Annotated in this window: 9 protein-coding genes; all 9 read left to right on the forward strand. The window is 61.0% G+C overall.

Going from position 1 to position 12631, the window contains the following annotated elements:
• The first annotated feature begins 950 nt into the window (after positions 1 to 950).
• The 9 genes from IPK20_20485 to IPK20_20525 all read left to right on the forward strand — a co-directional run bounded on the left by IPK20_20485 (position 951) and on the right by IPK20_20525 (position 12556).
• On the forward strand, positions 951 to 1121 hold the full coding sequence (locus tag IPK20_20485) for a hypothetical protein (protein MBK8018840.1): 171 nt from the start codon (positions 951 to 953) through the stop codon (positions 1119 to 1121).
• Between the two features lie 1047 nt (positions 1122 to 2168).
• Positions 2169 to 2411 carry a hypothetical protein gene (locus IPK20_20490; GenBank protein MBK8018841.1) on the forward strand — a complete coding sequence of 81 codons (243 nt, stop codon included), beginning with the start codon at positions 2169 to 2171 and terminating at the stop codon, positions 2409 to 2411.
• A 1303-nt stretch (positions 2412 to 3714) separates the two neighbouring features.
• A complete protein-coding gene (locus IPK20_20495; protein ID MBK8018842.1) occupies positions 3715 to 4101 on the forward strand; it encodes a hypothetical protein in 387 nt (128 codons plus the stop codon).
• 1355 nt (positions 4102 to 5456) lie between these two features.
• On the forward strand, positions 5457 to 5861 hold the full coding sequence (locus tag IPK20_20500) for a hypothetical protein (protein ID MBK8018843.1): 405 nt from the start codon (positions 5457 to 5459) through the stop codon (positions 5859 to 5861).
• 153 nt (positions 5862 to 6014) lie between these two features.
• The gene (locus tag IPK20_20505) at positions 6015 to 6320 is read left to right on the forward strand and encodes a hypothetical protein (GenBank protein MBK8018844.1); all 306 of its coding nucleotides are present in this window, start codon (positions 6015 to 6017) and stop codon (positions 6318 to 6320) included.
• 245 nt (positions 6321 to 6565) lie between these two features.
• Entirely contained in the window at positions 6566 to 7132 is a 567-nt protein-coding gene (locus IPK20_20510; GenBank protein MBK8018845.1) for a hypothetical protein, read from the forward strand.
• Entirely contained in the window at positions 7129 to 7281 is a 153-nt protein-coding gene (locus IPK20_20515) for a hypothetical protein (GenBank protein ID MBK8018846.1), read from the forward strand. Before IPK20_20510 ends, IPK20_20515 begins: the two co-directional genes overlap by 4 nt.
• Positions 7282 to 7420: 139 nt before the next feature.
• Complete coding sequence (locus tag IPK20_20520) at positions 7421 to 8062, forward strand: glutathione S-transferase family protein (protein MBK8018847.1); 642 nt, start codon at positions 7421 to 7423, stop codon at positions 8060 to 8062.
• Between the two features lie 426 nt (positions 8063 to 8488).
• Positions 8489 to 12556, forward strand: a complete 4068-nt coding sequence (locus IPK20_20525; protein ID MBK8018848.1) for a hypothetical protein — start codon at positions 8489 to 8491, stop codon at positions 12554 to 12556.
• The last annotated feature ends 75 nt before the right edge of the window (positions 12557 to 12631 follow it).

Below are 12631 nucleotides of genomic sequence, written 5' to 3' on the forward strand. Positions count from 1 at the left end.
GGAAACGTTGAGCGGATTGCCAGCAGTGGCGGGATGCGTTAGAAGGGCTTCGATTTCAGGTGGACCTGCCTGCTGCGGCTTGCAGGCCACAGGGCCTCACGGGTCACTGGAACCCACCGCATCCGGCCCATCCGGCCGGGAGCCGTTGCGACTGAGCCGATTCGGGGCGTGATGGCCGCCGGTCGAGGGGTCCACGACGGGCGCGGCCCTGGCATGTGGGTTGAAATGCTGTCCTGACCGATGCATGTGGTCGATGGGCGGGACCGCTGTACTTTATACATCTGGTGGACGCGTTGTTTCGCGTCACAGAGGGGGCGAGAATGCTATGCGTCAAAGTCTTGTCGACTTCTAGTTGGTGAGACAAGTCTAGTGGGCCGCCCAGACAACTTCTTGTGGTCGCTTGTTCAAGCTCAGCTTCCGCTGACGGTGATCGTTTACCCCGTTGTAGCCGTGGTCGGCAGTCTCGGCGTCTGGCCGCCGGCGCGGGAAGTCTTGGCATCATTTCCGAGGGACACCCCCATTCTGGTTGGCTTTGGCTACAAGGGCACAGGGGAGGAACGCATGGCTTCGCGGTCCTATGTGCTACTTCCTTCGGTTTTTCACGACCCCGTCGTTGTCACCGTCAAGAAGGTCGGTGAGTCGGCGCCCGTAGTCCGAAGTCGCTGGGTTCCCTCATTTTCGTTCTTGTCGTCTACCTTTCGAGCATCATCGGCACTGGTGGCTCTGGTTGCGTCGTAGCGTCACCCAACCCCGCGCTCCAGCGGATGCGCCGCTGAGCGGCGCGCCTCTGAGCTTTCACGTCAGAGTGTCCGGTGTATCCGACAAACGTGTCCGGAAGCTTGCGATAGTCATCCGGGCTCTTCTGGGCTACATACGCTGCTGCTCTTTACGCGGAGTGGACGCCGGGGCCCCTGTCAAGGAAGCCCCGGGAGTACCTGGCCATCGCGGAAATGGTCAACTACAGTGGGGTTGATCTGCGGTTCGCTTTTCAGAAGCTTTGCTTTTTGATCGGATTGGTGGCGCTGCTGGCGGGAAGCGCTCTGGCGCTGGTTCGCCGCCAGGCTGGCGATTTTGCTTACGCTGGCCGCTATACCGATGGCCTTGACGGTCTTCTTGGGTGAACACGAGTCGTACTGCCCGCTGATCAAGGGTTGACTTGAGACGCGTGGTGTGTTACTCCGGCTGTCTGGGGTGCCGCAATTTCTCTGGCTTGGATAGAGGTCGGTGGGCGGCCACACGAGGATGCAGCTCTTGCGCAGCCGCCTGACCGGCGACGTCGTGCTTCGCCCGCCCTCGCCGGCTTGTGATGCTTTCGTTAGCCGGCACAAGCAGGGGCACATTGGATGGTAGATGGGAAAGACCTTAGTTCATCGTGGCGATTTCGAGCCGGCTTCACGAGTGGCCTTGGTTTCGGTATTGGGCTACTCGTGATCATTCTCGCTTGGGAATGGATCGACACATATCGCAATTCTCCTGAGCTAAAGGAATTCTCGGAGAAAGCCAACGTTGTCGTTAAGACTCATCGTGTCGCAAAGGACAAGTGCTGTTTGGCAGTAATTGGGGAACTGGAAAACTAAGGGCACAACAACCTGGCGCTACGTAGATGTCCGGGTAGAGTTCTTCGACGACAAAGGGCAGTTCGTCCACTCGTGCAGTGAACAGTTAGACGGGCTCCTTACGCCAGGGCAGGTACGAAACTACAAGGTCACCTGCTACGAAAGGCAAAACCACCCACTCCCAGAATTCAAGAAATACAGCGTTATTGTGGATGATGGTCACGCACGATAGAAATTCTCCAGCCAACAACTCATCCAACCGGACGTCCCAACAGCTGCGCAGTTGGGGTTCCCTCCCCGCTGCACCCTCCGGCGCCGGTTACTTCAAACGTTGAGGCTGTAGAAAAGCCCCATTCCACCGCTTGATCACCGATCTGGACCTGACCCGACCCCGTTCTTCGTACTCTTCAGCATCGTACTGCTGATCTGGACAATCACGTTCCTTAGCAGGCGGTATGTATGGGAAGTCACGGCCAGAGTTGTTGATGAAGTAACGTGCATCGAGGACAGAACCAATGCTCAGGCGCCTTCTAGAGCGTTTTTCGAACTGGTACTGGAACAATGGAGCAAAGGTGTCGTGAGGACCCGGCCTGCCAGTTCTTGAGACGTGAGGTGACGGTCGTCGGCAAGGAATTCGAATCGATGGCTTATGACCGGCTTCTTGATCCCGCAGAGACGCTTTCGTTTTCAAGAATCGTCGATGGCATCGAGCTGACCTTTTCGGCAGAGGCGTACCATGTCAAGGATAACGGTGACATATGCTTCTGCGTGGATGCGAGTGCGAAATCGAACCGTACAGGATGGCAGCCCAGTTACCAGCTTTTCAAACGACGGAACGGCACTGTCTACTACTAAGCAAAGAGCGCCGTGCACTGCGTACACGCACGTACGCTCAGACTGAGTCTGCGCCGAGGATGGGGTCCGGTTTCGCACTAGACATGCCCCGACGCAGCATCCGTCCATGTCTCGCTCTCTCGCATCGAGCTCGCCAGTGGTTTCTATAACGGCATTTCGCCGTGACAGCCGCGTACGTGCTCGAAGGACACCGACTTATGGAGAATTCCCGCGCGAACTTTCGATAGGCCGGTTAAGTGCTGGACTTCAAGACCCAGCCCCGACTATCCAGGCGCGGGCGCTGGGTTTTCCACAGAGAGGATGGTTGCGAAACCTATACGTTCAACTGCAGATGTTTCTGAGCGCTGTTTCGCGTCCCCAAGTTCGGGGGTCGCCTTGTGGCCCTACCCAGGGTTCTAGTGGCAGGCTGCGTTTGTTTGGATCGATTGGTTGGCCGATTCGGGGTACCTGTTGCTGGGATTTATATTGGGAATGTTGATTTTTCTCATTGGTGCGCGAGACACCAGGATCGAAACGAGTAGGCACAACGAGAGGTGGCTCAGTCTTCAGGACACGAAGAGGGGCCCCGTGGCGCACGATGGGGTCCGGTCTTGCAGCAACACATCCCTCAACCAGAATCCGCCCATGTCCCGCCCTCTCCGCATCGAGCTCACCAGTGGTCACTATAACGGCACTTCTCGCGGTGACAGCCACGTACGAGCCCGAAGGACACCGACTCAGGAGAGCTCCGCGCGAACTTCGAATAGGTCGGTTAAGCGCCGGATTGCAAGACCCGACCCCGTTGTTCTGTTCAGTCCAGGACTCGGACTTCAAGGAAACGAGGAGCACCGTATTTGAGAGGCAAGACGAGATATTCGATTCCGTTGTCGACAGGTTTGCCTACGACATTGCTTGGATTGCTGAGCCGCAATTGCTAAACGCGAGACTCGATCGGCAAGGTGGCTCATTCCCTTCTATCTGGAAACCGAGGTCTTCAGATTGAGACAGTTCTTAGCGCCGATGGCGCCGAGGTGAACTAGTAAGCTGGTGATACCGTCCATTTTGGTGCCTGGCATCTCGCGCTGCTGAGAAGATGAACATCACTAGCAAGAAGAGCCTGTATGGAGACCTGGAGGCCTTGCTCGCTCAATCAAGATGCAACTGCAGGTATGGCCTAACCACTCGCTCAAGCTGACCCCGCTACGGCAGGCACTGTAAAGGCGGGTCCGCGGCACATGGTGCATCATCGCGAAGCAAGCGTACAGCGCCCGCCTCCGCGGGCAGCTTAGCTCGAACGTTGGGCACAGCAGATCCAGGAGTGACGATGCCGCAGAACAAGCAGAGTGGAGTTGCTGGCAACCAGTTTGGGCGTACGACAGCACCGCTGATAGCACGCGAGATCGGTGCGCGGATGCTCGGGACGAAGAGCAACGAAGCTGAGCTTGACGGGGAGAGAATTGTGATCAAGTGTGCGCGCGCTGGAACGTTGAGCGTTGGCGTCAGCTACCTCATGCTCAAACGGATTCGTCGAGTGCTTGGCGCGTTCGAACAATCGAATGGTTCGTTCTGCATCTACTCGCTCACCGTAGCCGAGTACTCCAAGGCCATGACTCCCACGAGAAGCAAAGGGCCTTCGGCTGGAAAAGTGGGTATCGTGCGACGAGCGGTGTTTGAAACAAGAGGTACGCAGGTAGCCACTATTTATGCGTAACGAAATCTCGGCCAACAAGTCCTTCCAACCGATCGACGACGGCGCGCTTCGCCTACCATCGTCATCGGCTGAAGGCCGGCGTTGGGCGTAGTACGACGCACGCTGGGTTTGAGAGAAGAACATGCATCTACCTCAAGTGGTTGTCGACTACGCCCGCATGCTCCGCCGGGTGCATGAGGACAACGCTGCGGCGAACCACGTGGCGGAGTATGACGGGCCCAAGCTCGTTCAACGATGCTAACGCCTTTTGTCTATCAGTTCTTCATCTACAACAGCCTTTACCAGATCGACTGGCTCAATCGCATCGAACGAGATTAAGGGCGTTCGATGGTGAGCGGGGGCCCAAAAGCAATCCGCGTTGGAGTGCTTGATCGGCCAACGTACGCCGGTCCAGACTTTTTCTAGCAGCGTTTGTAAGGCTAGTTGCTGAGGGAGTGACGGGAGCGTGGACGACAGTTGTCCTGACTCTCGTATTAGCCATGAGAACGGCCGCGACTTCTTCAATCGCCTCAGAGAGTTTCGAGAAGAGCTCAACGCCACAAAACTGCACAGTGAATCAACTGATCGAACGAGTCGCAGAGCTTCGGCGCTTTGTCTACGATGTTCGCTGCAACATACTTCATGGCAGAAAGTCCTTAGCTGAGCTAGAGGACGAGAACCGAGCAAGAGAATCCGCGTCTACTATGCCTTTCTACATGGACTCGTGTCGCTCTTTTTCACCTGGCCTGACGACGCCCAACCTAGCCGCTGCATCCGACCGGTAACAGCCGGCTTCGCCGCCTGTTATCGATGCGTGATCGCCGTAGTTGGGCATGGGAAACGTCGTCCTGTTGTAAAGAGCAAGATCTCCATTGCGTGGCAGGACCAATTGTGCGAATCGGATCAGCAAGACTGAGAAAGGGCGGGCTCGTGGACAGTAAGTCGGCAGTAGTTCTTGGCGTCGTGATACTTGTCGTCGGGATGGGCTGGCCTTCTATTGGTATGGAGTACCGCCCAGCTCAAATCCGGCGCCGCCGTGAGGCGCAGTCAACGAGCAGGCGGCGGAGTTTTTCAGGCAAATGATGGGCGGAAAATCTTCCAAAGTCGTGGAGGGCTTGTACGGTCAAGCCCACAAGGAAGCCTACTATCTTAGTTGCGTCCGAGAACACGGCCTTGAACGTTAAGCGCGCTTTTCATTCTTTGGCTACTCCGTCGAGCAACTGACGGCGTACTTTGGCCTGGTCGCGATCGAAGACATCTAGGAGATCGGACGTTGAAGCATCGTATCGGCCCAACAGTGCGCTCGCTCGGACTGGCCGCATGCGGCGGCTGGGCGCGCAGCGCCGATCGTTAGACCACCGCCGATGCACTGATCCATGGACTCACTGCCGCGTCTTCTATACAAGTATTTATCGCCCGAACGCGTGGCCATCCTTGTGCAACAACGCATTCGCTTCACGCCCCTTGGTGCCTTCAACGATCCATTCGAAGGACGGCCTAGCGTCACCGCACTCGCACCAGAGTCGGAGCTGAGAAGCCTAATCAAGAACGTCCTGCCTGCTGAGGTAAAGCGCGCATACGATTGGCTGCCGTCCCAAACGAAAGAGATGCTTTCGTTCGAAATGTTTCAGAGTATGGCTGCACAATTGACGACGGCGAAGGAGCCGGAGATGCTGCAGCTTGTCTCGGGAATTACCAAGGACGTAGCACAACTGATTCACAAGAAGTTCGACGAATTGTGTGGGTCTTATCGCTTTCTGAAGTTCCGGACAGTCTGCTGATGTGGGCTCACTACGCGGCTAGTCACCAGGATTCGTACTGGGGATTCGATCCCCGGCATCCATACTTCGATAGACGAAAGACCGAGATTGACGAACTGCGGCACCTCCGTCGTTCAGTATCGGGATAGCCGTCCTTGCGGGGAAATGACTGAAATGGATGGGATCGACCTGTTCTTCGTCAAGAGCGTCCATTGGGCCTATGAGCGGGAGTGGCGCATGTTGGTGCCTCTCGAAGATGCCGTAGAGGTAGTTCCGGGCGCCCCGTATGCGACTCACCTTTTCGACTTCCCCGCGACCGCCGTCAGACAAGTAATCGTTGGAGCACGAATGACCGACACGAATATGGACGCACTTCTCAGTTCGGTTCGCGCCTTCGGCCTGGCGCGGACATTAGGAATCAAGCGGGCTGTGCCTGATGCGACCGACTTCAAACTCAAGTTTCATGAACTACCTGTCTAACCTGCGCATTCGCCTGACGGAAAACGCCGTGCTTCGACCGCCGTTGTCGGTCAGGTGATGCTCAACGTAAAGGCTGTCGAAGAAGGCCCCTTCCCACTTGCGAGCCTCGATCGCACTGGGCATCGTCGCTGCGGTGTCGCTGTTCACGATGGCGGTGACGATGGCGCAACACCGAGACGTCGACAACCGAATGGGAAAGCGCGCGTTAGCTGCCCACGTAGGTCTTTTCCTTCTCTTCCAACGACATGAACCAGACCGACATCGCCGACGACTTGCGTGACTTCATTCTTGCGATGGCGAGGCGAGAGGACGTCCATTCTGTCTCCTGTCAGTTCCGTGATTTCAAGCTTTGGGAAGGCCTGCTGGCGGAGCAGGGCAGGCGGGTGCAGTTGACTGGCAAGCCGCCGAGAGACGCGTTCTTTCTTTGCGGCCCGGACGGCGGCATCCACGGGGTTGCCAAGCATCATGCGGGGCTCGAGGACATGCCAGAGGAAGAATGGTTTACGGGCGATACGCTGGAAGAAAAGATGGGCGGCGACATCCACATTCCCTACGAAGGCGTTTGTGGTGCGGATTTGTTTGTCTATCCAGCCTGGCGAAAGATCTACCCCGAGGCCTGGAAGGAGAAGGGTGCGGAACTCGACTGGGCGACCGCCGGGAAGTCATGCAACTACCTGTTGATCGATCGGGATCTCGGCGAGGCCGCATGCGCCGCACGCACGCGCCCTGTCGCTGGCTGGTGGCTGTACAGCAGCGTTGCACCCTACAAGGACTGCAATCCATTTCACGACCGTCGGTGGCATTTCTCTTGACTCGACGGTGCCACGAAGCCCTCGATGGCTTTCTGAAGCTCAAGAAGAGATCCACCTTCAACGACCTGTCCCATCCCGAGAAGCAAAAGAAGGACAGGGAGTTCGGCCGATACATCGAGTCGGCGAAGATCGACCTGAGAAATGGATAGCGGGTCCGCGGCGGCGCGCAAGCCGGAATTCGCTGGAACGCCCGGCCGGATCGTCGCAAGCGCCCAAACCGCCGCCCCTCCATTGCGGTAGTACGATCTCCCGACCGGCCTCGTGGCGAGGCCCAGCGGAGGTCCGAACATGATCACGTTCTACTATGGTTCCGGTTCGCCCTACGGGTGGCGTGTCTGGCTTGCGCTGGAGCACAAGCGGCTTCCGTACGATCTGAAGGTCATGTCATTTTCGTCAGGGGACCTCACCCGGCCGGAATACCTCGCCATCAATCCCCGGCACAAGGTGCCCGCCATCACGGACGATGGTTTCGCGCTGTACGAATCGGCGGCCATCGTCGAGTACCTGGACGAGGCCTACCCGACCGGGCCGTCCCTGTTCCCGGGCAGCATCCAGCACCGCGCCGTCGTGCGGCGCATGGTCCAGGAGATCGATCAGTACTACGCCATCGCCATGGAGCGGATCGTGGATCAGGTGCTGTTCACGCCGCAGGAAAAGTGGGATCTGGAAGAAATCTCGGAGGCGAGGGCACGCCTGGCCGAAGAGCTGCAGCGCTGGGAAAGCGGTATGCGCGGCGCCTGTCTGGCCGGGGACAGCGTCTCGGCCGCCGACTTCGCGCTGTACCCGCTCGTCGCGCTCACCAGGCGCATGGAGAAGAAGCGGCCCGAACTGGACGTGGCGGGCATGACCGGGCCCAAGGTGTCGGCCTGGATGCAGCGCATCGAGAACTTGCCGTACTTCCGGACGACCTGGCCGCCACACTGGAAGTAGCCAAGGTCGATTCGATCCGACTTGGGCCGAGCGGGCGGGCCATCCGCACGTTCAAGCAAGCGTCATTTCGTCTGCCTATTCGCAGCAGGACCTTCTTTCTCAAGCAAGACAGGCACTTGGTCCGTCGTCGAAGGCGCGTCGCGTCGCCACGGATCCGTCGGCCGGGGATGATCGTGGATTCGCTTTTCGCGTCATGGGCGGCCGAGAGGGCTTCGGTGATCGAAGCTCTCTTCATCCCCTCGTTTGACCAAACGCAAGGAAGCCCCGTCTCCAAAGGTCGAAACTGAAAAGGAGGGAATTGCAGCGCTCGCTGCGTCTCTCCGCCGGGGATGAATCGCTTTGTGCAGACACGACGCCAGTGGCGCCGTGCGCGGTCGCGTGCCTCGGCGGGAGGCGTGCGCGGGGAAGGAGCTCTTCGGCCGTTTCGTGTTCGCGCGCGTCGCGCGCGGGCGAAGCAACGACGACGGCGTCGTCACGACCACGGAGCGCATCGCCTCGGGACTGGAACAGGTCTTCGGGCTGCTGGATTCGACCCTGACGGACGGCTGGGCGGATCTCGGGCTCGTCGGACGGTCGCTGCCTTCCGCGCTGGCCGGCGTCACGGCCACGGATCCGGGCAGTTTTCTCAGGTTGTTCGAGGCGGGCGCATCGTCGCTGAGGCTGGACGAGATCGGCACGCTCGACGTCGACCAGCTCCGCACCCGCCTGGACGCGCTCGATGCCGTCGACGGCAACGTGCACGTTTCCGCATCGCCCGACGGAACGGAGTTCGACGTCACGGTCGCCAAGCGCCTGGCGGGTGAGGCGGACATCGGCATTTCCACCGAGCATCTCGGCGGGCTCATCGATCTCGACGGCCGCATCGATCTGGATGCGGAGGTCGCGTTGCACCTCGTCTTCGGTGTCGACGCCAGTGGGTTCTACCTGGACACCGAAGGGGGCGTGTCAGGTCTGACGGTGCGCGACCTTGCCGGCACGGGCGAGGCGCAGGGCCGTTTCGGTTTCGTGGGCGTGACCTTGAACGATGCCGTGCTGGCAGTCGATCCCGCGCTGGCATTGGCGCTCACGCTCGACGAGCCGGCAGGGGATGGACTCCTGCGCGAAGCGGAACTGGCCGATGCACTGACCGACGCGGACCAGCGCGCCGAAACGCTCGGGTTCGGAGTGGACGGCTCGGCCGCTGCGGATCTTTCAATCTCGGGCGACATGCGGGTTTCCGCTTTCGCACCGGGCGGGGCGGCCGCGTTCGAACTCGGCGCCGCCCAGGTGAGCTTTGCCTGGGACGACATCGAACAGCCGCTTGCCGTTTCTCCGTCTCTGGGGGCCGGCAACGGGCAGGCGCTCTTCGATCTGCTGCGCGTGGACGCGCAGGCGATTCTCGACCGCGTGCAACAGCTCACCGGGTTCGCGGATTCCTTCGCCGGCATCGACGTGCCGCTGGTGCAGGGCACGCTCGACCAGATGGTGGCGGTCGCGGACGGCATTCGCGATGCATTCGTCGCACCGCTGTCCGATGCCGGCGGCCTTGCGAGCTTCGACACGATTCAGGCGCTGCTCCTGGCCGTGGCCACGCGAGCGGGCGTGGATCCGTCTTCCCTGGGTCTGGGTTACGACACCACGGCGCGTGAACTGACCTGGGACCTGCGCGCGGCGTTCAATGCGTCGCATCAGTCCCGCTTCGACCTGGGCTTCGACCTGGAAAGCGGACTGGCGGACCTGTCCTTCAGCAGCGATGCCGCCATCCAGTCGCAGTTCGATCTGGCCGTGCGGCTGGGTATCGATCTGGATGATCTGACGGCGAATCAGGACGACGCCGACGGCTGGCTGTTCGTGCGCAGCGCGAATGCGAAGGCATCGCTTGCCATCACCGGCGACGACATCGATGCCAATGCGCGCTTCGGCTTCCTGTCCATCGGCATCGTCGACGGCACCGTCGACGCCTCCGCCGGCTTCACGCTCGCGCTGCAGGAGCCTCCGGGCGGCAACGGCGACGGCCGTATCGGCTTCGACGAATGGGGACAGTCGCTCGCCCAGGCCGAAGTCGACGTGGACGGCAAGGCCGACATCCGTCTCCCCGTGGAGGTGCCCTTCATCGGCATCACGGCCGGCCCGGACACCGCCATCGCGCTGGACTGGAAGGACGTCACCGATTTCGACACGCTGTCCGTCGAGGTGCCCGAGGCGCTCAACCTGGACAAGTTCGGCAACATGAACGCCGGCACGCTGGTGGGCCTGCTGCGCCAGGTGGGCAACTGGCTCGCGGACATGCAGAACACCAGCGCCTTTGCCGCGGACCTGCCCCTGGTCGGCAAGGCGCTCAAGAGCGCCCTGGATCTCGCGGAGCTGGTGCAGGACACCCTGCTGTACGACGACCACGACACCAAGGACGACAAGACCGACGACACGGCCAAGCTGCTGGACGCCAACGGCAATCCCACGTTCCGCACGGCGCAGGAGTTCGGCCAGAAGCTCGTCGACGTGCTCGGGTCGGACGTCGTCACGTACGACACCGCTTCCGAGTCCCTGGTGGTGAACCTGCTGCTGAAGCAGGACTTCCTCAAGACCTCCGTGCCGCTGGACTTCGACCTGAATCTGGGCCAGATCGCAGGCGTGAAGGGCAGTGGCAATCTGGACCTCTCCGCTGATGGCGAATTGGGCATCAAGCTCGGCATCTACCTGGGTGAGGAAGGCTACGTCTCGTTGTCGCGCACCACCGAACTGTCGTCGCTGCGCGGTGGCGGCGTGGTGTTCGAACCGCGGCTGGTCGCTGCGGCGGAAGCGGACGTGGGCGTGGAACGCGGCCGTCTCACCGGCGACGCGGTGTTCAGGGTGTCGATGGACAACGTGAACGGCGGCGCGCCGGTGGTCGTGGTCGTTCCCAAGGGCGAGACCGATTTCAACCTGACGCTCCTCGACCTCGTCGACGACGTGCAGGCCGGCATCGATGCCGCCATGGCGGGAGAAGATTTCCTCCTCAAGGGCAAGATCAAGGTCGGCTCCGAGGGCCGGCGCCTCACGTTCACGGCGACCGACGACGCGACGGAGAGTCTCGAGATCGACGCGGAAGGCGTCGCGGCCGACGAACTGGGTCTGGGCGACACGATCGCGGCCAGCACCGCGCACATCCTCGTCACGACGCGCAACGGTGTCCGCCACGAAGTGAGCTTCGGCGACATCGGCGATGGCGGGACGCTGGGGGATGTCATCGACGCCATCGAGTCGCAGACCGCGGGCGCGGTGACGGTGGAGTTCACCGATGGCGATTCACGGCTGCGCCTGACGGACACCACGGCCACGGGGGATGCGGTGTTCCGGATCGAGAACGCCATCGGTTCCGACGCCGCGAGCCGCCTGGGCATTCTCGGGGCGGACGTCACCGACGACACGGAGACGCCCGACCACCTCATCGACAGCGCACCGCTGGGCGGTGTGGACGTGCTGGACCGCCTCTACATCGAGAACGCGCATGCGAGTGCCGGCTTCGAGATCGACACGCCCGACGAGGGCGCCGTGCTCGATGCGAAGTTCGGCTTCGTCAACGTCAAGCTGCAGGGCGACGGTCACCTGGAAGGCAAGATCGCCATGGAGCTGCAGGACCCGGGCACCTCCAAGGCCGACGGCAGGATCACGCTGAAGGAACTGATCGAAGGCCTGAGCGACATCGACACGCTGATCGATGCGCCGGAGGTGGGGGGCAACGGCAGCCTCACCTTCAAGGTCGACGCCAATCCGTCGTTCGGCCTGATCACCCCCGGGGACGAGCCTACCGTCACCGTCACGATGAGCGACATCGGCGACCCGTTCAAGGGCGAGCTGCCCACGGTGGACGTCACCACGGCGGGCTTCGATCAGCTGGGCAAGTTCTCCGAGATCGGGCTCGCGGACATCCTGGCGGGCCTCACGAGCCTCGGGGACTTCCTCAAGCAGTTCGAGCAGTTCGGCTTCCTCGACCAGAAGATCCCGCTCATCGACGTGAGCGTGAACGACATGCTGTCGTACGCGGATCAGTTCGCGAAAGCGGTGCAGCGCGCGACGGACAACCCCGCGGATTCCATCCAGGGGCTCGACACCGCGCTCAAGGAGGCCTTCGGTCTGCCGAAGGACAGCAACCTCTTGGGCCTCTCGCTCGTCAAGGACGGCGACGCGAGCTTCCTGCGCTTCGATCTCGCGTTCAAGCCGGCGTTCTCGGAATCCCTGCCCATCGGCTTCAAGCTGCCCACGCAGGGATTCGCCGTGTCCGGGGGCGCCGACCTGCACACGAAGGGCGACGTGGACCTGAAGCTCGCCTTCGGTCTGAACATGGCGGATCCGCTCGAAGTCGTGATCTTCGGCGACACCGGCATCCAGGGGCACATCGAGGCGAAGGCCGAGGACATCGCCTTCGCCATCGGTCTGGGCAACCCCGACGGCGGGCCGTTCGTCGGCGGCAAGATCATCGGCGGGTCCCTGGGCATCGAAGGCGGCTTCGGCTCACTCTCAAGGACGACGCGCTGACCGGCACGGGCGACAAGGCGCGGCGCATCGGTCTATTGGATCTGCTGGGCGACCTCGGGTCCGCAGTGAACGTGG

This window comes from Betaproteobacteria bacterium (assembly GCA_016713305.1).
Lineage (GTDB): Bacteria > Pseudomonadota > Gammaproteobacteria > Burkholderiales.